The organism is Lunatimonas lonarensis, assembly GCF_000390185.1.
Classification (GTDB): Bacteria; Bacteroidota; Bacteroidia; order Cytophagales; family Cyclobacteriaceae; genus Lunatimonas; species Lunatimonas lonarensis.
Genome location: NZ_AQHR01000107.1, coordinates 63,563 through 86,053 on the forward strand (window position 1 = coordinate 63,563; position 22,491 = coordinate 86,053).

15 protein-coding genes and 7 tRNA genes are annotated in these 22,491 nt (G+C 49.4%); 4 read left to right on the forward strand and 18 right to left on the reverse strand.

Translation table 11 applies throughout. From position 1 onward, the window contains the following. Nucleotides 1–5 precede the first annotated feature (5 nt). The 6 genes from ADIS_RS18550 to ADIS_RS18575 form a co-directional block, all read right to left on the reverse strand. Complete coding sequence (locus tag ADIS_RS18550) at nucleotides 6–1,169, reverse strand: sialidase family protein (RefSeq protein WP_010856223.1); 1,164 nt, start codon at nucleotides 1,167–1,169, stop codon at nucleotides 6–8. 149 nt (nucleotides 1,170–1,318) lie between these two features. Beyond that, nucleotides 1,319–2,917 carry an L-fucose isomerase gene (locus ADIS_RS18555; RefSeq protein WP_010856225.1) on the reverse strand — a complete coding sequence of 533 codons (1,599 nt, stop codon included), beginning with the start codon at nucleotides 2,915–2,917 and terminating at the stop codon, nucleotides 1,319–1,321. 106 nt (nucleotides 2,918–3,023) lie between these two features. Then, the gene (locus tag ADIS_RS18560; RefSeq protein ID WP_010856226.1) at nucleotides 3,024–4,247 is read right to left on the reverse strand and encodes an FG-GAP repeat domain-containing protein; all 1,224 of its coding nucleotides are present in this window, start codon (nucleotides 4,245–4,247) and stop codon (nucleotides 3,024–3,026) included. A gap of 192 nt (nucleotides 4,248–4,439) precedes the next feature. Further along, entirely contained in the window at nucleotides 4,440–4,931 is a 492-nt protein-coding gene (locus ADIS_RS18565) for a heme-binding domain-containing protein (RefSeq protein WP_010856227.1), read from the reverse strand. A gap of 5 nt (nucleotides 4,932–4,936) precedes the next feature. Beyond that, on the reverse strand, nucleotides 4,937–5,323 hold the full coding sequence (locus tag ADIS_RS18570; RefSeq protein ID WP_010856228.1) for a heme-binding domain-containing protein: 387 nt from the start codon (nucleotides 5,321–5,323) through the stop codon (nucleotides 4,937–4,939). Nucleotides 5,324–5,426: 103 nt separating this feature from the next. Continuing rightward, on the reverse strand, nucleotides 5,427–7,202 hold the full coding sequence (locus tag ADIS_RS18575; protein ID WP_010856229.1) for a hypothetical protein: 1,776 nt from the start codon (nucleotides 7,200–7,202) through the stop codon (nucleotides 5,427–5,429). A gap of 227 nt (nucleotides 7,203–7,429) precedes the next feature. Here ADIS_RS18575 and ADIS_RS18580 point away from each other — a divergent pair, with 227 nt between their 5' ends. Together ADIS_RS18580 and ADIS_RS18585 are read left to right on the forward strand one after the other, a co-directional pair. Further along, a complete protein-coding gene (locus ADIS_RS18580; protein ID WP_010856231.1) occupies nucleotides 7,430–8,797 on the forward strand; it encodes a Gfo/Idh/MocA family oxidoreductase in 1,368 nt (455 codons plus the stop codon). Nucleotides 8,798–8,875: 78 nt separating this feature from the next. Beyond that, nucleotides 8,876–9,967 carry a hypothetical protein gene (locus ADIS_RS18585; RefSeq protein WP_010856232.1) on the forward strand — a complete coding sequence of 364 codons (1,092 nt, stop codon included), beginning with the start codon at nucleotides 8,876–8,878 and terminating at the stop codon, nucleotides 9,965–9,967. A gap of 290 nt (nucleotides 9,968–10,257) precedes the next feature. Here the strand turns inward: ADIS_RS18585 and ADIS_RS18595 are convergent. From ADIS_RS18595 to ADIS_RS18625, 7 genes are all read right to left on the reverse strand, one after another. Continuing rightward, nucleotides 10,258–10,334, reverse strand: a tRNA-Val gene (locus ADIS_RS18595). A gap of 70 nt (nucleotides 10,335–10,404) precedes the next feature. Beyond that, nucleotides 10,405–10,481 (reverse strand) — tRNA-Val (locus ADIS_RS18600). Nucleotides 10,482–10,551: 70 nt separating this feature from the next. Further along, nucleotides 10,552–10,628: transfer RNA gene (locus tag ADIS_RS18605), tRNA-Val, on the reverse strand. 69 nt (nucleotides 10,629–10,697) lie between these two features. Continuing rightward, nucleotides 10,698–10,774, reverse strand: a tRNA-Val gene (locus ADIS_RS18610). A gap of 69 nt (nucleotides 10,775–10,843) precedes the next feature. Then, nucleotides 10,844–10,919 (reverse strand) — tRNA-Gly (locus tag ADIS_RS18615). A 210-nt stretch (nucleotides 10,920–11,129) separates the two neighbouring features. After that, nucleotides 11,130–11,204: transfer RNA gene (locus tag ADIS_RS18620), tRNA-Val, on the reverse strand. A gap of 206 nt (nucleotides 11,205–11,410) precedes the next feature. Continuing rightward, complete coding sequence (locus ADIS_RS18625; protein WP_010856233.1) at nucleotides 11,411–12,898, reverse strand: Do family serine endopeptidase; 1,488 nt, start codon at nucleotides 12,896–12,898, stop codon at nucleotides 11,411–11,413. Between the two features lie 297 nt (nucleotides 12,899–13,195). On the opposite strand from ADIS_RS18625, the gene ADIS_RS18630 reads away from it, so the two are divergent. Beyond that, nucleotides 13,196–15,730: a mechanosensitive ion channel family protein gene (locus ADIS_RS18630; RefSeq protein WP_051113353.1), complete on the forward strand. Its 2,535-nt coding sequence runs from the start codon at nucleotides 13,196–13,198 to the stop codon at nucleotides 15,728–15,730. Here ADIS_RS18630 and ADIS_RS18635 read toward each other — a convergent pair. The 4 genes from ADIS_RS18635 to ADIS_RS18650 form a co-directional block, all read right to left on the reverse strand. Next, complete coding sequence (locus ADIS_RS18635; protein ID WP_238325457.1) at nucleotides 15,727–18,234, reverse strand: sodium:solute symporter family transporter; 2,508 nt, start codon at nucleotides 18,232–18,234, stop codon at nucleotides 15,727–15,729. The two genes, ADIS_RS18630 and ADIS_RS18635, sit on opposite strands and share 4 nt — an antisense overlap. A gap of 240 nt (nucleotides 18,235–18,474) precedes the next feature. Continuing rightward, nucleotides 18,475–19,335, reverse strand: a complete 861-nt coding sequence (locus ADIS_RS18640; RefSeq protein WP_010856237.1) for a fumarylacetoacetate hydrolase family protein — start codon at nucleotides 19,333–19,335, stop codon at nucleotides 18,475–18,477. Nucleotides 19,336–19,359: 24 nt separating this feature from the next. Then, the gene (locus ADIS_RS18645; RefSeq protein ID WP_010856238.1) at nucleotides 19,360–20,118 is read right to left on the reverse strand and encodes an SDR family NAD(P)-dependent oxidoreductase; all 759 of its coding nucleotides are present in this window, start codon (nucleotides 20,116–20,118) and stop codon (nucleotides 19,360–19,362) included. Nucleotides 20,119–20,205: 87 nt separating this feature from the next. Next, nucleotides 20,206–21,084 carry a PIG-L deacetylase family protein gene (locus ADIS_RS18650; RefSeq protein WP_010856239.1) on the reverse strand — a complete coding sequence of 293 codons (879 nt, stop codon included), beginning with the start codon at nucleotides 21,082–21,084 and terminating at the stop codon, nucleotides 20,206–20,208. A 170-nt stretch (nucleotides 21,085–21,254) separates the two neighbouring features. Here ADIS_RS18650 and ADIS_RS18655 point away from each other — a divergent pair, with 170 nt between their 5' ends. Next, a complete protein-coding gene (locus ADIS_RS18655) occupies nucleotides 21,255–22,346 on the forward strand; it encodes an AI-2E family transporter (RefSeq protein ID WP_010856240.1) in 1,092 nt (363 codons plus the stop codon). A 4-nt stretch (nucleotides 22,347–22,350) separates the two neighbouring features. Here ADIS_RS18655 and ADIS_RS18660 read toward each other — a convergent pair. Beyond that, nucleotides 22,351–22,432, reverse strand: a tRNA-Leu gene (locus tag ADIS_RS18660). Nucleotides 22,433–22,491: the final 59 nt, after the last annotated feature.

Here is a 22,491-nt window from a genome sequence, read left to right on the forward strand (position 1 = left end):
GTGAGTTACAGTTTGGTCGGATCGATAACGACGTATTTGATTCCTTCTCTATTATAGGTATAGGTGATATGCACCAAGCCGTCGCTGGATTGTATGATGGCCGGATAAGCGTAACCTGCCCTTATGGGCTCGTTTTCGAGCGTCATCACAGGAACCCATTCCTCTCCATCCGAAGACAGGGCAAGATTGAGGATGTTTCTTGCCTTTGGCTCCTCTCCCTCCCGGGTGCTATGGTTATAGATGAGTAAATGCCGGCCATCTGAGAGCGTAACGGCATCCGTGCCAGAACTGGGGTTTGGCAGGGAGGTAGCTGTCATCCTGGACCACGTAATACCATTATCTTTTGAATAGCTGGTGGAGATCACCCCCTGTCGGGTACGGCAAAGGATCTGAAGCGTGCCATCTTGGTGGGTCAAGATACTTGCCTGAATAGCGTCAAATTCCTCTCCATCATTGATCGGCCCTATCACTTCCCAGCTACGCCCGTTATCACGGCTGATTTCGAAATGGGTGGTCCATTTGATATCCTCACCGTTCACCACCTCCACACTGGATGGATTGATTATGACTCCGTCCGCTAGTTGAACCGGCTTATTTTTGATGGGTCCCAACAAATGTCCGACCGCGGGATCTTCTCCCAACTTTACCGGGCTTGACCAGGTCTTACCATCATCTTCGGAAGTCATTAGCATGCCCCACCAGTCCATGGGGCTTGGCCCCACCTTGTAAAATAACATCAGCGGCCCCTCTTTGGGCAGAAAAAGGACGGGGTTCCAACAAGGATATCGAAGCGTGTCATTTTCCACACCATTGGCAACTTCCTCTGGCCAAGTCCACTGGCCATCTACCAATCTGGAAACCCGGATCCCTACATCGGGATGTTTTTCGTGGGTTCCTGCAAAGAAGGCCGTTACCAACCCAGACGGAGTCTCCACAATGGTGGAAGCATGCACCTGCGGCGTGGGCTTATTGTCCATTCCGTAGATCAATGCGCCATGTAAGTAACCCTGTTCCCCAGGTGTTACCAATGGAGGCAGGAAATACCTGCCGGTAATATCATTGGGTTCCCTATCAACGGTGCTTTCTGATCCTGCCTGTCTTTCTGAAGCGCAGGAGAACTGAAGCGCTAGGGCAATTGCCACGAGTCCACTAACGAAGGAATTGTTCATGTTTGGTTATTTTTCTTCAATTGCTCAAAACGTATTCATTGCATCGGATTGGGAAATGATGTACCTGTATTCGAAAGAACACAGCGGCTGGGCCATTCCCGTGTGCAAAGCATCTACTACTTAGCTTTGGGCAGAATCGACTTCACAGGCTATATCCCACAAAATGAAACGTGGATGCCTAGTTCCTGAAGTGCCGCTGCCTTGACCTGACATGCCTCTTTCGCTTTTTCCTTACTGTCCGCATATACCACGTGGATATGATTGGCTTTATGTTGGGCCATCATCTGGTTTTGGGAAACTCCCTCCAAGCGGGCGTGCATGATAGGCCATTGCGGGGTAGTCAATTGCCAGCGTCGTTGAGTTTCCTCTTCGGGCAGTGCGACCACCTCTCCCACACCTAAGTCTGCATAAAGAGCATCATTCATTACGTATACCCTGCTCCAGACGATGTGCCCGGGTCTACTCACTCCTTTGAGACTACCGCCTCCCAATCTAAAATACATCGCCGGCTGCCTTTCGCTGGAAGCCCCTGTGTATCCCCCCGCAAAATGGGACGGGGGAGCAGCACCGGATATCAAAAAAACCCAAATAAAATCATCGATGCCATTCCCTGAGAAATGCTCGCCCCAACGTAGATCGTGGAGGGTATTGTCTCCAACCATGCCCAACTCGCTCCAAAGTTTATAGGTGATCAGACTGTCCAGACCGGCACATTCATCTACCTCATTGAAATGAGGCAACGCCTTTCCCGGAAAAAGCTCTCTGCCATCCGAGCTGTAAGCGGGCGGACGGTGTGTGTTGTTGAGTAGACCTTCGGTTAAATCGGAGGCTGGAACCAGGTCCTTAAGACCCTGCTGGTATTGGATACCTATGGTATCGCAGCCAAACTCGTCGGCCAAACGAAGGGCTGCTATGTACATTTTGCACTGTGCGATGGTTTGATCTTTGGTAAACTCCACATCACCCTCTCCCCAGCGGAATACCATGCCTTGGTCAAGAAGCCAGTCGAGTACTCGCTCCGCCTCATCGTCAGCAACCTCCCGCATCGCAGCAAACAAAGTGGATTGGCTTAACCGCTCCTTGAATACCCCTGTGGGGTGCAATAAATGATCGGGAATGATGGCATTAAACATACCCATACAACCCTCATCAAACACCCCCATAATCGCCTTTTCCTGTCGAAAACGTCGGGCAAAATCCCTTCCCTTTTCGACCAATTCCGCGGAAATACCAGAGACATCAAAGGCTCTCACGTGGCTGATGTCGTGCGTGATTCTGCCGGTTTCCAGCCATTCTCCCAGCTTGTCCAAGAAAAATTTATCATCAAAGTCCCTACTCCAAAGCGTGGAATAGCTTACACCCGCCTTGGTAAGCGAACCGTTCAAATTCAACATACCTACGAGACCTGGCCACTGACCGCTCCAATTGGCCAGCGTAAGAATGGGTCCCTTGTGGGTAGTGAGTCCTGGCAACACATGATGAGAATATTGCCATACACTTTCGGCAACAATCAAAGGCTTTGTAGGATCCAATTTCTTGAAAACTTCGATCCCCATACGCTGTGAATCGATAAAACCGTGCCCCTTCGACTCGTCAAAGGCATGACCTCTAACGACCCTATATCCCATCGTATCCAACACCTTGCCCAAGTTGGCCTCCATGTCCGCTTGGGCCTGCCAACAGGTCTGATTGGCCGCCAGCCTCAAATCTCCACTCGCTACCAAGTAGATGTCTTTTGTGTCACTCATTGTATAATTGGTTACCTAGTTTGATCGATTTCTGTATAGGTAGTAATACGCTGCTTCCTTCGAAATGTACCCCCATTCCCCTGTGAATTTTTGTTGCAGAGGGTGCTCATCGCAACGGGTTTTCGTACCAGATAAGCCCTAGTCCGTGCTTGCTGCCATCTCCCGCAGTTTCTTCACAGGTAAGTACGTCCAAGTCACCATCTCCATCCATATCTACCAGAACAACAAAATCGTACTTAATCCCCTCTTTTCCACTAATATCCAGATAGTAAGGATTCTCTTCCAAAAATCCATTGATGGCCACCACGCCAGATCGGTCTTCTGCCCCCTCAAAAGATCCCACCAGATCCCAAGTCCCATTTTCATCCATATCCGCAATGGCCACCGACTTGCCCCGCCTTCCACCAAACCGAGGGTACGGGATTGTCTCCGAGTACCATGTACCCGCTTTTCGAAAAAATAGCAACCATGCATGGGTCAAATCAGGAACAATAATTCCCGGAACACCGTCTTCGACCCATTCCTGCACAGGAGCCAATCCCAAAAACATGGGTTCTCCATCGCGCAGACCTATGAACTGGTTTTCCCAGGGACTCCGCAACCAACCGCCAATTCCGGGGTTTTTAAGCCATCGCAATCCCCGTTGATCTCCATAACGATCCGTAATCAGTATATCCAAAAGTCCGTCTCCATCCATATCCAAGGTCTCTATAGACATAATCCATCCCGCATCGCTTATTGCATGGTATTTCCATTGCCCCATATTTCTTGGATCCTCCGGTGCCTCCAACCAGCCAAGTCGGCCATTGGGATCCTTGGAGCCGACAATAAGATCCAGGCCAAATTGGCCGTCCACATCGATGGCACGACCAAACATCCACCGAGTCATTCCAATGCTAACAGGAATATCTTGGCTGATCCATTTTTCACTGTCGTAATAGGCATCCCAGTCCGCCGGTGCCCAGTGAATCGTCACCCGCTGATGGTTGCCTTCTGATAAGGTCACCAGATCCATGAATCCGTCTCCATCCAAATCTACTGCAAAGGCATCCTCCACATCAGGAGAGGGGACCTCGATGTATGGCCATTGCCCGGTACCATCACCGGGATTTATGTAAAGACGGCTTACGCCTCCCTCTTCCCAACCGCACACCAAATCCAGAAAACCATCCCCATTTACATCGGCAAGCTTGGCTCCGTCGGCCCCCATAGAGGTATTGTCGATCACATGCATTTTCCAGGGGACAGGATTAAATGGGGTTGCTTCCTGGGCAAAAATACGTAGGGGAAATACGGTCAGAACGAACAACCAAAAATCAACTTTCATCATGGTTCCTATTGGGTTTATTCCAAAGGTAAACGTTTTGGCCGATAATAACCACCCACAGAGCCCATTGCGGGAATAGGTCACAAAAAAACCCGAACCTGTAGGTCGGGCCTTTTTAGGACTAATCCAGTGGTCAACTAGCTAAGTTAGCGGGCCGGGAAATCTGCCCAAAAGGCTAGCCGGAGACCGGCCTTATTAATCTTCCTCTTCTTCCTCCCATGCTTCTTCCTCATCCAAGATCAAATCCATGGCTTCCTCTGCCCACTCAACGATTGCAATCCGCTGCTCCTCGCTAAGCTTGGCACTGGCATGCAGCCATGTATAGATGGGCATGGGCATGGTTTCTTCCTTTACTTCAATGGCCATATCGTCCAACAAAGCAAGTTTATCGAGCATATCAAGACCTTCCCAATGCGAGAAATTCAGGGCTTCACGCCCTTCCCGCACATCTTTGGCGACCAACCAGGAAGAGGGGGCCACGTAGGAGTACCAAGGATACACCGTCTCGTTGCTATGGCAATCGTAACAAGCAGTTCGGATTACTTGGGCAATACCACCATTTGCCAATCCACCGTGGATGAGATCTTCTGGGTTGTCGGTCTCAACGGCCGGTAATTCGTTCGGCACCAATTGAATCCCCAAACCGACCAAAACCAAACCTACAATAAGGATTCGACCAACTTTCATCGGTTCTATTTCTTTTTGCCAGAGCTCCAAGATGTCAGCGTAGCGATGTCTGCCTCGCTCAATTTACCTTCGGGTCTGTTTTCCAGGTATTTCTTAGGAGGCATATCCCCGTTGACCACCACTTCATTGATTTTCTTCATTACAGCCACTTGCTTAGATTTCTTGGAAGCTTCAAATGCATCCCAATCCAGTTTCGCCTTTCCTTTGTCGTTTTTGGATTCTGCATTGTGGCAACCATAGCATTTCTGGTCGACCACTGCCTTGACATTGGCGGGCATATCCGGCATAATTTCAAGAGGGCTTACCTCATACCCATTGGAGGTTTTGGTAGTACCTTGAAAGAAAAGAAGGCCCAATAGAGCCAAGGCTGGTAATAAGAATAGTTTCTTCATTTTGCATGTTTTTTGGTTAGTTCAGGAAATTTGCACATTTTTTTCGGCACACACAAACGGCCTATTCAGAAAAATTTGATTATTTCCATGGACAGCCAATTAATCAAGAGAACATCAACACATGGTGAAAAGGACACACCCCGGTAATGTATACGTGAGTACCCTCTGTACGCAGACTTCCAAAATGCACGCTATATTGCTCCCCGTCAAGGCTCCTAATTCGCTCATGCTCTTTTAAGCCCGGCCCAAAGGTAATCCTATCGCCCCCAAGCTCGTAAACAGCCTCTCCCTCCGCAAGAAAATAATTCTCCCCTTCTCTATCTGCCGGCTCCAAACCGGTGATTGTACCTCGTTCGTCAAAGTTCATTTCAATGGTCACTGCTACACCCTCAAGGCCGCTGACCTCAAACTCCAGCCGCACCTCTCCTTGATCCTCCCGTAAAGAAATCGTCGTTTCCAAGGTCTTAACATTGCTGACCGGACGTGCCGGAAAGGCCATTTTACTCCAAAAACGTCCATCCACACTCGGGGTCAACTCATAATCTCCAGCGGTGTTTTTTAGACTATCGGGCAGAGGCTGGTAATAGGGAGCCTCCAATTTTTGGTATAGGACGTATGTGTTTCCTTCCACCCACAGTCCCTCACTCCGAAAATAGCCCATGCTGAAAAAGGCGGGAGACAAACGCATGTACCTAAGTATGGCCTTTCCCTTGCGGTAGCTGAAAAAGTTTGGACTTACCGACCGACCAGATGCAATGATCAGCGGCCAATCTACCCCACCAAATAAGGTAACAGTCGTGTCTCCTCTTCGGATCCTCACCAATGAACTCGAAGCGAATATCCGCTCGAAATCAGTAGAAACCGGCTCATCGGGAGGCAAAGGTTTACGAAGTTGTGGGTTTTCCATAAAATAAAAAAGGGCTTCGCCCAGAATAATCCGGTCGAACCCCTGAAAGCCCTCAATTTGCCTGGCAATGGCAGCGAATTTGCCGTCTCCGCCCACAACCGCCAAAAACCGATAGTGAAGGTACTGAACCACTACACTTCTGCTTCCATACTGATCCTGCCGCCGGGAGTCAAAGGTAACCAAATCTCCGTTTGGTTCCATATAATAGTAGGTCATTTCAAGGCTCTTACGTGGAGCAGCAAAAAGCGACGGTCTTTCCAACAACCTCCCTAAAGTAATAAACGCATTGTTTTCCACGTCCGAATAATTCATACTTCGCTCTGGATAGTGCCCGTCTTCGTCCAGGAAGATCCCTTCTGCAAGCCACTCGTCTATTCGGCGAACATAAGCCGGATCAGGATAGAGTTGGTTAATTCTTGCCAAGGCATGACAGACCACCCAGCGGTGATTGGGAGTATGCACCCCTCCAGTAAGCATCGCGTCCCCTGCTTTTAGGACAAAGGGCTTTGCCTCTGCCAGAATAGCCGCAAGACGACCATCCGCTAAGCCCATAAGGATGTAAATTCCGGCACATAAGGGTTCCATAATAAATGCTGTATCCGGTGGCGACTCCAAATTGCCCGCATTGATGGTACCATCGGGACGTTGATTACGTTTCAATTGGGCGACCGAATGCTCAAATAAGGGCAAAAGTCGCCCGTCCCTGAAAAATTGGGAATCCGGACAAGCAAAGGAAGCCGCTACGATTGCAAAATTGTACCCATAACTTCTACCTCCATGTCGGTTTGCACGGTCTCCTTCTGCCATCAAGGCCGCCACATGCCGGTCATTGGCGGCTACCATGGCATCCCAAAAAGGCACATCGCGGGAACGTATCGACCAAATACCATCAAGGGAATACCCAAAAAGGGGCGAAATCAACATACCGGCTCCCAGGCCAAGCGTATGCTTCAAAAATTGGTGGCGGTTCATAGGATCAATTAGGTGTATAGAACGAATAAATCTGACCAAAACTACCCCATTTAATCAAGAAATCAAGTATATGTATCACCTTCTCCCAGGCCATTCATACCATCAAATGACATCAAATCGGGAAAATTTGAACGGATATCCGCCTTCCGGTAAGTTCTGCCTGGATTTTTACCTATATTCACTACCTTATTTGAGCACATTTATCCATTACATACCGATACAATTCAATGAGTAAACAACCCATAAACCGAAGAAATTTTATCAAAGGCAGTGGTGCACTGGTGGCCTTGACGACGCTGGGGGCCCAGGCAATGGATTTCAAAAAACGAAAAGATCCGTACCGGGTTGCCCTGATCGGTTCGGGCTGGTATGGCAAAAGTGACTTGTTCCGCTTGATCCAGGTGGCACCCGTGGAAGTGGTAGCCATCGCAGACCCAGACAAGAACATGCGGGAGCAAGCGGCCGCCCTGATCGCCGCCCGACAAAAATCCGGAAAACAACCCCAAACCTACAACGACCATCAGCAGCTGTTACGGGAACACAAGCTGGACATCGTGCTGGTGGGAAGTCCCGACCACTGGCACGCCCTGCATGCCATCGATGCCATCAAGGCCGGTGCCCATGTCTATCTGCAAAAACCGATATCGGTGGATGTGATCGAGGGAGAGGCCATTCTGGCGGCTGCACGTAAGTACCGAAAGGTCGTTCAGATAGGCACCCAACGTAGAAGCACACCGCACCTAGTAGAAGCAAAGAAAAATATCATCGACACCGGCATGCTGGGAAAAGTATCCTATGCCGAGATGTGCTGCTACTACCATATGCGCGCAAACGGCAACCCTGAGGTAGAACCTGTACCGGATTTCTTTGACTATGAACGCTGGGCAGGACCAGCCCCTAAGCTTCCCTATCGCGGCCTGCCCCACCGCCGCTGGTGGCGTACCATGATGGAATACTCTAATGGCATCCCGGGAGATATGTGTGTACATATGTTCGACGCTGTGCGGTGGATGCTGGATCTTGGCTGGCCCAAGCAGATCTATGCCACGGGAGGCATCTATGTGCAGAAAGGCGGCATATCCACCACGCCGGACACCCAAACGGCCACCTTCTCCTACGACGAACTGGACTGCGTATGGAACCACCGCTCCTGGGGCACCCCCCAAGATCCCGAATACCCCTGGGCCTACAAAATCTACGGCGAAAAGGGGACACTCAAAGCATCGGTGATGAAGTACGAGTTTGTTCCCCACGGGCAGGGAGAAACCATCACCGGAACCGCTCTGTATGAACGTGAAGAGTACCCCGAAGACCTAACCGAGGAGGGCATGGAACTTCATGCGGCACCTGCTACACGACGGCAAATGATAGACTTCCTGAATGCCATCGAAAAAGGAGGCCTCCCCGTCGCCGATGTAGAGCAGGGACATATATCCTCTTCCAGTTGTATACTTGCCAACCTGTCTATGGAACTAGGTCGTCCGCTAGTCTATGATCCGAAGGCGATGGTGGTAGTAGGCGACGAAGAGGCAACCAAAAGGCTTCGCCGACCCTATAGAGCTCCCTATCAACACCCTGATCCAAAAACCGTCTAAAAAATGGCCACCGTCCCATGCGCGAGATCGGCCGGTGGCCAATCGGCCATACTTCTTCCCGTAAACCCAATTTGAACCATGATACGATCCCTTCTTGGGCTTTTGCTACTTTATTTTGTACTGCCTTCCAGTCAGGCCCAACAGACCCGCCATACCACCGTAGAGATACGAGGGGAGCAGTTTTTTATTAACGGCAAACCCACGTACGAAAAACGTAAATGGAAAAAGTACCGGATCGAAGGCCTGCTGATGAACTCCCGAATGGTGCAGGGCATCTTTGACGACATGAACAGCCTTACCGTAAGCCGCTGGAAATACCCCGATACCGGGCGTTGGGATGCGGACCGGAATACAGATGAATTCATCACGCATATGGAGACTTGGCGAAACCATGGACTGCTTTCCTTCACGATCAATCTACAGGGCGGAAGCCCGGAAGGGTACTCAAGGCAGCAGCCCTGGCATAATTCGGCTTTCAACCGGCACGGAGAGCTTATCCCCGCCTACATGAAACGGCTGGAACGTATCCTCGACAGAGCAGACGAACTGGGGATGGTGCCAATGGTCGGATTCTTTTATTTTGGCCAGGATGAACGCTTGGAAGACGAAACCGCCGTCATACGCGCCGTAAGAAACGCCACCGAATGGCTGCATGCCAAAGGCTATCGCAATGTGCTTATCGAAATAAACAATGAATCCAATGTACGCTACGACCATGAGATCCTCCAACCCGCCCGAGTCCACGAGCTTATCCAACTGGCTCAATCCATCGAAAAGGACGGTTACCGCTACTACGTAAGCACCAGCTATGGAGGTGGCTTTATTCCTCTTCCAAACGTAGTGGAATCCGCAGACTACTTGTTGCTTCATGGCAACGGTGTTTCAGATCCGAACCGGATCGCTTCCATGGTAGCGGAAACCCGGGCAGTAAAAGGCTATACGCCCAAACCCATCGTCTTTAACGAGGATGACCATTTTGACTTTGACAAAGACTGGAACAACTTCATAGCCGCCACGTCGGCGTATGCCTCTTGGGGATATTTCGATTTCCGAATGAAGGATGAAGGGTTTGAAGAAGGCTACCAAAGCGTGCCGGTGGACTGGGGAATCCGTTCTTCACGAAAAAAGGGCTTCTTCGAACTGCTAAAAACGATTACTGGAGGAAAATAAGTCCTGAGCAAAGATCACTCTTTGCACTCAATATTGCTGACTGGACGTCAGGATGCACTGTACCGGCCGGGCCAAACTCCAAACGGAAAAGAATAGGCACCATAAAAAAAGCCCTGTCCATCTGTTGAGATAGGCAGGGCTCTTTGTATCGTGGGAGTTGAGGGATTCGAACCCCCGACCCTCCTGACTGGACGTCAGGATGCTCTGAACCAGCCGTACCAAACAACATAATGGCCAGAAACCAAAAAAAATCCTGCCCATCTTTTACGATAAGCAGGACTTTAATAATGTGGGAGTTGAGGGATTCGAACCCCCGACCCTCCTGACTGTACGTCAGGATGCACTGTACCGGCTGGGCCAAACTCCCAACGGAAAAGAATTGGCAGCATAAAAAAAGCCCTGCTCATCTGTTGAGATAGGCAGTGCTCTCTGTATCGTGGGAGTTGAGGGATTCGAACCCCCGACCCTCCTGACTGTACGTCAGGATGCACTGTACCGGCTGGGCCAAACTCCCAACGGAAAAGAATTGGCAGCATAAAAAAAGCACTGCTCATCTGTTGAGATAGGCAGGGCTCTCTGTATCGTGGGAGTTGAGGGATTCGAACCCCCGACCCTCCTGACTGTACGTCAGGATGCACTGTACCGGCTGGGCCAAACTCCCAACGGAAAAGAATTGGCAGCATAAAGAAAGCCCTGCTCATCTGTTGAGATAGGCAGGGCTTTCTGATCGTGGGAGTTGAGGGATTCGAACCCCCGACCCTCCTGACTGTACGTCAGGATGCACTGTACCGGCCGGGCCAAACTCCCAACGGAAAAGAATTGGCAGCATAAAAAAAGCACTGCTCATCTGTTGAGATAGGCAGGGCTTTCTGATCGTGGGAGTTGAGGGATTCGAACCCCCGACCCTCCTGACTGGACGTCAGGATGCACTGTACCGGCCGGGCCAAACTCCAAACGGAAAAGAATAGGCACCATAAAAAAAACCCTGTCCATCTGTTGAGATAGGCAGGGCTCTTTGTATCGTGGGAGTTGAGGGATTCGAACCCCCGACCCTCCTGACTGGACGTCAGGATGCTCTGAACCAGCCGTACCAAACAACATAATGGCCAGAAACCAAAAAAAATCCTGCCCATCTTTTACGATAAGCAGGACTTTAATAATGTGGGAGTTGAGGGATTCGAACCCCCGACCCTCTGCTTGTAAGGCAGATGCTCTGAACCAGCTGAGCTAAACTCCCGATTCTAAACTTGGTTTTTTCGGCCTCGTTTTCCTGAATTGGTTTGCAAATGTAGCCCCATTATCGATTATGTCAAACAAACGCTACATTTTTTTTGACACTAAGTTGTCAATCCACTGACTATCATCAAAAAAAATTACCCCATTATGAAAAAAAGAGCCGTCGCGCTTGGCAACGGCTCCGATTTGGGTCTTTCTAATTATCCGTTACAACTGGATATCGTAGTAAGAACGTTGACCGTTGGGATACACACCCAAAATACTTACTTCCTCTCCCTTGTATTTTCTCAGGGCCTCTACCACGTCTTTGGCCGAGTTGATTCTGGTTCTTCCGATTTTGGTGATGATAAATCCTTCACGGAAACCGGCATCCTTCCAAGCCTTGTTTTCCACAATGGAGATTGAGGCACCTCCATCAATTTCCAGTCGATTCTTGACGGCAGCCGCTACATCCTCAAACACTACGCCTTCGAATTCCTCCCGCTTGGGCACCTCCCTGATAACGACTTTGGTGTCCCCGGAAACGTTACGAAGGGTAGCGGTAGTAGTCATCTCTTTTCCGTCGCGGAGGAACTTGATCTCTACCTTATCGCCGGGGCGCTTTCTGGCTACCCGCTCTTGAAGTGCGGAGGTGGTAAAGGTATTCGCTCCATCAATCCCAATGATCACATCACCCTTTTTCAATCCGGCCTCTTCACCGCCACTTCCCTCGTTCACACCTGCCACGTAGACACCTCTGCTTGCTTTTATCTTGATGCCTTCACGTTCTTCCAGTTCAGGACTTACGTCTTGGATAGAAACACCTATCAAACCACGCTGCACCGTACCATACTCCATCAGGTCTTCGGTCACTTTTTTCACGATGGCACTGGGCACGGCAAAGGAGTAGCCGCTGAACCCCCCCGTTCGGGAGGCAATGGCTGTGTTGATTCCGATGATCTCCCCTGAAAGATTTACGAGGGGGCCGCCAGAATTTCCCGGATTGACGGCTGCATCCGTCTGGATGAAGGACTCAATCTGTAGGTGATTTTCATCACGTAATATTCGTATATTTCTGGCCTTGGCGCTGATAATACCTGCTGTCACGGTAGAATTCAACTCATAGGGATTCCCCACTGCCAAAACCCACTCACCGACTTTCGCCTCATCGGAATCGCCAAAGGGAATATGCGGCAGGCCTTTCTCCTCGATTTTTAGCAGTGCCAAATCGGTCGTGGGATCAGTCCCGACTACTTTGGCAACGTAGCGACGGTTATCCTCCAACGTTATGTCAACCTTACTGGCATTTTCGATTACGTGGTTATTGGTCACTATATAGCCGTCAGCTGATACAATCACACCGGAGCCAGAACTTCTTCCCTCTCGGGGTGGCTGTTCCCCACGGGGAGACGGGGACCGAAAACCAAAAAACTCCTCCAAGGGATCTACACCTCCAGATCTACCTGCCACGGAGACGCTGCTTCTCACATGGACTACTGCGGGGGTTACCACTTGGGCGGCCGCCACGAAATTAATGCCGTCCGGAATGACAAACCGATCGTCATTCAGCCAGTTCACAAAGCTGGCGCTCTGCTGTTGGGTATAGGAGGACGAGTTTCCGTTCTTTTCCTGAAGGACACTCACCCCCAAGAGAGCTACCAACCCTCCAATCAGTGATGCCAAAACGATTCCTAAGAAAAACTGCTTTTTGCTCATTTTATACCTTTCTTTCTGTTAATTGATACTGTATTCACGATAATCTGTGCTTCTGGTTGTCCCAAAAGGATGCCAAAAACTTTCCGGTAGAATATTTTAACAGGTTTTAACTGAGCCTGTGAAAATTTCATCGGTTAATTTAACGATTTAATACCTAGCGGACATTTAGATTAACCACAATCAAAATACCATGTTTCAACTTTTTCAAATTTAATTGCTTCTACGCATAACTGCGACCAACCATTTCTTTAAATTTACTAATTAAAACGCATACATTTGGACGGTCGATGTAAAAAAATGCACCCTATTTATCCAAACCCAAGGAAACGTGTACATTGGCTTTCTGCCATAATCGGAACTTCCATCGTTCAGGCCATGCTTGTTTGGGGCATTTTCATAATGGGGCCACTGTACCCAATCGCTGCCCAACAGACCAAAGCAACCGCTACCGAAAACGCGGACAACACTGACAGTTTGGCAGCTACCTCCTCCAAAAAGCCCCTGACGATCAACCAACTCATTCGAAACAACGAAGAATACTTCCAGTCCCTACAGACTGCCATTATCCGTCTCCAGCGTGACCCAAACTGGGAAACCATCAATGAAGACATCCCCATAATCGAAGGTGTGGTGGAAAGAATCATGGAGAACTTTTACACCGGTGAAATCGAATTCAATCTTCAATACCTGAACGAACTGGATAACCTCCTTTCAGGCTATAACCTACTTGTGGCCCGCTGGCGGGCCGACCTGGACGAACGCACCGAATCCTTCTCACAGATCGGCCAAACCATACAGGTAATCAAAGACACCTACCAATCCGCCACTTCGATGGTAGATTCAAGTGCACTGCCTGCCCTCAATGAACAATGGACCTCGCTGTTAAACCGCCTCACGCGGGCAGATAGCCTCTTTACCCTACAAAACATCGAAAACCTAGAGCTCCAATCCAAGCTTTCCGCACTTAGCGTGGGGATAAACGACGCCAAAGACGAGATCAAAGAACAGCAGCGCGCCATTCGATCGGATTATTTCCAAAAAGACTCTCCCTTTATTTGGCAACTGCGCTCATTGAAGGAGCTTCCCGAGCTCTATCCCATCTTGGAGGAGTCGGTTTTATTGAACCATATTATCCTTCGTACCTACCTGAAACGAAACCTTGGCTCCTTTGTGTGGATCCTAGTGTTGGGAAGCCTGATTTATTTTTGGTTTGTGTATTTGGTGAATAAAATCCGAACGGAAAAGAAATTCTCCCAGCTAATCCTGGATCGTAATAAATACCTGACCAAATCCCCGCTCATCTGTGCTATCCTCAGCATACTTACCCTAGCACCGTATATCCTCCCTTTTCCTCCGAACGGCCTTATCTTTGCAACACTGATTGGAATGACCGTTTGCTCTACCTTGTTGATAAAACAAGTCCTGATCAAAAAGGTGTTTCGCCTGTGGGTTTTTGTTGTCATTAGCCTATTGGTGTTTGGAACCAGTAACCTCGTGGTGGAGCATGCCAATCAAGAACGGTGGTATTTGACCTTAGCATCTATTTTTGGTCTCTATGTGGGATTTCAAAGTTTGTCGCTGATCCGGAAAAAGTCCGAACAGTACCCAAAACACCTGATCAGTCTGATCTACCTTTATTTGGTCATGCAGGGACTATCGATGCTTTTCCACGTCTTTGGCAGGTTTAGCCTCGCAAAGGTACTGGGCGTAGGTTCCACGCTAAGTGTAACCCAAGGCATAAGTTTGTATCTTTTTGTCACAGTGATCATGGAAGCCCTTTACCTGCAAGTGGAATTGCTCCAAGGCAACGACAAAGAGTACACAAACTACCTGGATTACAAAGCCATATACAAAAAACTAAGTAACTTTTTCATCTTCCTGGGAGTGATAATGTGGGCTTATTTTCTGGCACTAAACCTTTCCATAGACGATTTCATCATCGATTGGCTGAGCGGATTTCTATCGCAGACCCGTGCCGTCGGAAATTCTTCCTTCACCTTTGGGAGTATACTCATTTTTATCTTGGTGATTTGGACGTCCTCTGTTTTGGCCAAAAACATCGCCTACTTCGTATCTATACGGGACAGTCATAAGGCAGATGGCCGAGACAAACGGTTGGGATCATCAGTGCTTCTGATCCGCCTGGCTGTGTTGATTCTGGGATTTTTCATGGCCCTGGCATTTTCGGGCATCTCCTTGGACAACCTTACGATCATCTTGGGCGGCCTGAGTGTGGGTATTGCCTTTGGGCTTCAGACTATTGTGAACAACCTAGCCTCGGGAATCATTCTCGCCTTTGAACGACCTATACAAATCGGCGACGCCATAGAAGTGGGCGGGAGGTCAGGGGTTGTCAAAGAAGTTGGCATCCGGTCCAGTACCATCCAGGCTTACGATGGCTCAGAGGTGATCATCCCAAACGGCGACCTTTTGTCCCAGCACCTCATCAATTGGACGCTTTCTGATAGACGAAGACGTATCGAAATCATCATTGGGGTATCTTATGGCTCCGATCTTAAAAAAGTGCAGGAAGTACTGGAGGAGGTTTTAAAAAACAAGGACATCATGTCGGTTCCCGTACCAAAGGTATTGCTGCATAATTTTGCGGACAGTGCCATCGAATTCCGAATGTTGTTTTGGGTAAACAATTTTGACATCTGGGTAGACACCCGCAATAAAGTGCTCACAGACATCTACGAGTCATTCAAGGAAGCCGGGATTGAAATCCCATTTCCCCAGCGCGACTTGCACATCAAAACAGGCAATCTTACACTTGCCTCGGGAACCGGAATGGCAAACCCACCAGAGAATCCGCCATCAGCATCCGGTTAGATTACCCTTTTACGGCCAATCAAGCTGTTGTAGGTATTCCCCTCGGCCTTCGTTGGTTCAGCAGGAAAAAAAAGGCTTGCCAAATACCCCAGCAGCACACAGGACACCACACCAATTGCTCCGAAAAGATACCCATTGGTCTCCGTAAAACGACTTGCCAAAAAGGTAACGGTACTTCCTCCCAAAATACCGACGACCGCACCTTTTGCATTGGCTCGACGGGTGAAGATACCCAAAATAAACACCCCGGCAAGTGCTCCACCGATCATACCCAGGAGCTTTTGAAAGAGATCGAAGATAAAACCCACATTGGCCAGGGCGATCCAAACCGCGCTGAGTGTACCAAAAAAACCGATCCAAACGGTCAGCCACTTGGCCAATCTCAGGTTCCTGCGATCTTCCCATCCGGGTCGGATGAACCGATGGAGATCGGAGATGTAGGCCGTGGAAATGCTGTTCATGGAGCTATCCAACGAGGACATACTGGCGGCAAATATACCTGCAATCACCATCCCTGCAACGCCAGCCGGCATTTCCGACACGATATAATAAGGCAGCAACTCCTCCGGATTTGAACTTCCTATCTTGTGGGGATTGGTTTGGTACAGCACATACAGCACCGTGCCAAGACCCAAAAACACAAAAATTCCCGGTACCGAAATCAGGCCGTTTGTCCACAGGCTCTTGGCCGCCTCCTTCTCTGTCCGTACGGTTAGGTACCGCTGAATGACTACTTGGTCGGAGGTATAAGAAATGACATTTAGGAAGAAAAAACCGATTATTGCCACCCAGAAAACGAGTTCACGGTAATCCCAGCCCCATTCCAAAACCCTAAATTTCCCCTCTGCAATCCCGATCTGCCAAACCTTTGGCAAGCCTCCGTCTATTTGCCAGATCGCAATGACCAAAGCGGCGACAGCTCCTCCCAACAATACCAGCACTTGGATTACGTCGGTCCAAATCACCGCCTCCATACCACCCAATACAGTATACAGCGTGCTAAACACCCCCATGATGCCCACACAAAGTAAAATAGGCATTCCTGTCACAGAGGAGATGGCGATGGCGGGCAAATAAAGCACAACGCCCATACGGGCCAATTGCATCAAAATAAAGGTAATACTACCTAGGCTACGGACGTTCCTGTCAAAGCGACGCTCCAGGTACTGATAAGCCGTGAGAATATTTACCCGACGAAAAAAAGGCAGGTAAAACCGAACCACAATCGGCACGATCAACAAAATCATACAGGCACCCATAATCAGTCGCCAGTCTGAAGCGAACACAACTACCGGTATGGCCATAAACGTGATCGCACTTAGTTGGGTGCCATAAATACTTAATCCAGCAGCCCACCAGGGGATCTTTCTTCCGGCCAAAAAGTAATTCTCCGTGGTTTTTTCCTGCTTGGAGAAATAAAAACCAATGGCCAACATGAGGCCCAAGTAAACACCCAGGCTTGTCCAGTTTAACCACCCAAAAACCGGGCGCTGCGCCAGTCCGGAAACGGACGGAGAGCGTACGCCTGGAAACCTCTCCCCACTGGGAACCACCCACTGCTTTTCCCATAACACACTCGGAGCGGTAACCCGGGACCCGCCCGCCGGCAACGAACCCATATCAACCCACTGTTGACTGGGCACGTGAAAAGCCAGTAACTGCTCGCTAAATCCGGGATGGTCGATAGCTCCGAGAGCCGCCCGTTCGTCGGTGTCAATCCCGCCTGCTATCAGCAAGTGCGACCGACCTATCGAAAAAGCAGGAGACGGGGCCGCCGCCACTCCCCTAGGCAAGTCCGGCAACTTTTCCCAAACACCCTCCCCAACCTGATCCACAAACGAAAATCGATAGGCATCCCTCAAGAGGTGTCTATCCCAACCTTCGCCCTTTTCGGTAAGGTGAAAGCCACTCAGTATAAAAAACGACTTATCCACCACGCCGGCGACGGCTTGAATGCGGGAGCTTCCTGGAAAAATCGGACCTTCCCTCCACTGGAGGCGTTCCCGGGGGAGATTTAAATCCAAATACAAAAACCGGCTATCGGCCAGACCATCAGGCTTTACCTGCCCACCGACCAACATAAGGACTCCATCCAGCAACGCCCCAGCCATATTCGCCAAGGGATAGGGCAAAGAAGGAAATGCTTCGTCCACCCGCACAGCTCCCCCCTCAAAGACTAGCCCGTAAACGGCATCGGTATGACCTGCTGCATGGCTGCCCCCTACTAGGAGAACATAGTCGTCAAAGGAAACCGATAGGCCATACCCCAAAGGGGCAGGCAATTTCTGGTCAGTCTCAACCCAAGAATTGCCTGGAGACGCCAAATAAAAAATCCGGTCGTACCAAACCTTTTGTCCCCCCTCCCAGGGTCTGCCCTTCGGGAAGTTCGCCCCTCCGGCGGCCAACAGCACACCATTACTTACCCCCGCGTACATACCGGCAAAGCCCTCCCCATCGGGAAGTGATGGCAGCACCTGCCAATGCAACTCCTGGGAAAACCCCAAAAAAGGATTTGAAAAGACCAATACAAGCAGCAATATGGGTGTCCAAAGACAGCCCTTACGGCTTGAAAAAAAGGCTTTCCGAATTAAAATCGATAGTGAGGTCACTTTCTTTTACGTTAGGTCGGTAGAACGACTTACTTCCAGGCTGCGAATTGAAAACTCGGCCAATACCGAAAAAAGCAATGGCCCGATCAATCCATAGATCAGGCCATCGGCTTTATGGGTTCACTTGTACTATGGTTAGCCTTTATAGGCGACCACTTGTTGCTTCGAAGTTCCCAGGCCTTCCACACCTAACTCTACCACGTCTCCCTCTTTTAGGTAAACGGGCGGATTAAAACCCATACCTACGCCCGAAGGAGTACCGGTGCTGATCACGTCGCCAGGCAGTAATGTCATATACTGGCTGATATAGCTTACCAACGTGGGAACGTCAAAAACCAAATCAGAAGTAGAGCTATCCTGAACGGTTGTACCGTTTAGCTTCAGCCATAGGTGCAGGTTGTTGGGATTGGCAACTGCCTCTTTGGTAACCAACCAAGGTCCCAAGGGCGCAAACGTATCCGCACTTTTGCCTTTAACCCATTGCCCCCCATGTCGTAGCTGAAAATCCCGCTCACTCACGTCGTTATGAACGGCATAGCCTGCTATGTGATCGTAAGCATCCTCTTTGCTGACATAAGAGGCCTTTTTACCGATGATAATGGCCAGTTCTACCTCCCAGTCCGTTGCCTGGGAATTTTTTGGAATCACAATATCATCAAATGGTCCGGACAAGGAAGATGTCGCCTTCATGAAAAGTACTGGCTGAGCCGGCACTTCCATTCCACTCTCTTTGGCATGCAGGGAATAATTCAGTCCTACGCAAATAATTTTGGAAGGGCGGACGATGGGCGAGCCAAGCCTTGTGCCTGCCGGCACCTCTGGGCAATCCTGTTGATGGGCTTCCAGCCACTCCGCGAGCTTCTGAAATCCGGATTCATCGCCCAAAAACTCCTCGTTCCAATCTATCCCAAAGGCACTCACATCCAATTGCCGGCCATCTTCTGTTACAATACCCGGTTTTTCCTCACCGACGTTCCCAAATCGAATTAATTTCATGATATATGTAGGTTGTTTGATAGTTTACATTTTTAAATGCGAAAAGCCGCCATCCACAAGGTAATCGGCCCCTGTAAGAAAGGAAGCCTCAGCGGAAGCGAGGTAAAACGCCATTTGGGCTACCTCTTCGGGGCTACCCATACGACCGATGGGCTGTGTAGCCGCCAGTTGGTCAAACACTTCCTTCTCCCGTCCGGGATAGTTTTTGGCAAGGTAACCATCTACGAAGGGCGTATGCACCCGCGCCGGGGAAATGGCATTCACCCGTATGTTATACGCCACGTAATCCCTCGCCATCGAAAGAGTCATGGTACGCACGGCTCCCTTGGTCATAGAGTAGGCAAACCTATCTGCAATGCCCACGGTGGCTGCTACCGACGCCATGTTGATGATCACACCACCACCCTGCGCTTTCATGCGGCCAATGGCAGCCAGCGAACAATTGTAAACCCCTTTGATATTTACCCTGTAAAGCCTGTCCAACTCACTCTCCACCGTTTGTTCCAAGTTGCCCACATGAGATACCCCGGCGTTGTTGACCAGTACGTGAATCTCCCCTTCGATGGAATCGAAAACCTGTCTAACCTGCTCCTGAGAAGACACATCGGTTTCCAAAAAATGGGTAGAATATCCTTGATCCTGCATCCAAGCAGCTACTTTTTCACCATTTTCCCTGTTGAAGTCAAGCACGTAGACCGTATCACCTGCTTCGGCAAACCGCCTCGATATGGCAAGACCGATTCCACTGGCACCTCCTGTTACCAGCACATTTCGTTTACTCATGAATAGTTGCAATTAATTGTATGGATGATTTTTTTTATCACTGTAAATGCACTTGATTCGAGACACCTAGCCAGAGTCAATCCGGTATCACTTACCTAGCATAGGAAACAATCGCCTGAGGTCTTCCTCGCTTGGTCTGCTGCCATATTCGCACACCTCAAAAGCCTCCACGTATGATGCCTGGGCTGCCCTGCTTTTTCCGTACCATTTTTCCAGTGCAGGAAGCAGCGTTTGACTCACGCTGCCCCAGCGTTTGGTACGTAACCACTGCTTTCGCTCCTCGGATCCTGCCGGCACCTCGTTGGCATAGCCACCTATCCAGGGCAGCCACTCGTAAAACTGGGAAACGTGGGCATCCATGGCATCGATTTTCTTGTCGATAACCGAAGAAATGTCCACTGCTATATCGGCTGTAAAGGGGTTTGGTTTTTGGAAATTGTCCTGAAAGTAAAGGAAGACGGGATTCTTTTTAAGTGGAGGCACATCAGGGGCCACATTGGGTACGCCGACCATATACGCCGCATCCTGTACCAAAATCGCCGTATATCGGTGGTCAGGATGGTAATCGTTGGGTCGATGAGAAATCACCACATCCGCCTCCCACTCCCGGATCAGCCGTATGATATCAAGCCGCACGGGAAGGGTTGCGAGGAGTTCCCCATCGTGGTTGTCCAGCACATCGTAGGCCACCCCTAACCTGCGGGATACCTCCTCGGTTTCGGCCCTTCTACGTTTTGCCAACATACCGCCGCCCATTTCCATGTGACCCGCGTCGCCGTTGGTCACGGAAACAAATTTGACCTGGTGTCCCATTTCAATAAATAAGGCAGCCGTACCCCCTCCCTTGATTTCACAATCATCCGGGTGGGCACCAATCATGATGATTTTTAGTAGGCCTTCCTGTGCTTCTAAGGTATGCAACGAAATACCGGCAAGAATCAGGAACAGCAGAATGGTACGTCTCATTGTTGTCATTTGGGTCGTTCAAAAATGGAAGGTGAATATAGCTATTTTGGATAACGATACCAATGCGATCCCCCTTAATGGCAAAAAAGAACGCGAACTTGATTAAAAAGGCCGCAAAATCCCTATCTTATCTCCGATTTCTATCCGATGATCAAAGAACCGATTTCACCATGCCAATAGAAACAAATCTGATCCAAAAAACTGCCTATGGATTGGTAATAGCTACACTTGGCACACTGGCACTGACCTATGCAAGCTTTATTTTTGTTCCGCTGGTTTGGGGCATTTTTTTTTCATTTGCTCTATATCCGGTAGCTAACTGGCTGGAAAACAAACGACTTCCAAGAGGCGTTGCGATTGTGTTGTCGTTGGCTTCGTTTACGCTCGTTTTTTTGGGTATTGTAGTTGTTGTTTTTAATCAAATGGTTTCTTTGATTCGAGACATTCCGCACATTGGTGCCAATTTCCAGTCCAAACTTGCCGGATACCTGGAAAACATCGCTGCCATCAGTGGACTGAACATGGAGGTGTGGGCAGAAACCGACATGACAAGTCTGTTTATTAACCCTGACAACTTCAACGAAACACTCTTCAACACGGGAAAGTCCATCACCCTGATCGGAATTGTCCCGCTGTATATTTTCCTACTGATGTATTACAAGGATTTCTTCGTTTCCTTTCTGATGAAAATATCGGAAAAAAGCAACGAACGGATCCTCCTATGGGCGGAGGACTCAGGTAGGATAATCCATCAATACCTCGTGGGAATGGCCAAGGTAACCTTGATCGTTTCGGTGTTGGCAGGGGTGTATTTCTATTTCATTGGCATAAAATTCTACCTGTTGTTTGCCCTTTTCATCGCCGTCATGAACCTGATTCCCTACATTGGGGTAATCGTGAGTTCGGCCTTGGTGATTTTCTATGTATTCCTGACTACCGATACCTTGTTCTATCCCCTGCTAACCTTGGCCGTACTTTGGGGTATTCAACTTTTGGAAAACAACCTGATTACACCGGTCGTGGTAGGGGGGAAAGTGAAGGTGAACGTCCTAGCTGTAATACTCGCTATACTGATAGGCGGCGCAATCTGGGGAGTTTCTGGGATGGTCTTATCTATACCGTTGGTAGGTATATTAAAGATCACGTTGGATAGAATTCCCGGACTGGAGGCTTATGGCTATTTGCTCGGGGACGATTTTCCGGTAAACGAGCGGAGGGAAAATTTTGTAAAACTCCTCTCCCGTAGGCTAAAGAAGAAATAAAAAGTGCGCACGAAAGGATTCGAACCTTCACACCCGAAGGCGCTGCCGCCTGAAGACAGTGCGTCTACCAATTTCGCCACGTGCGCATTTGTCCCACAAAAGTGTAGAATAAAACGCTCATCCGCAACAAAAAGCGGCCAAAAAC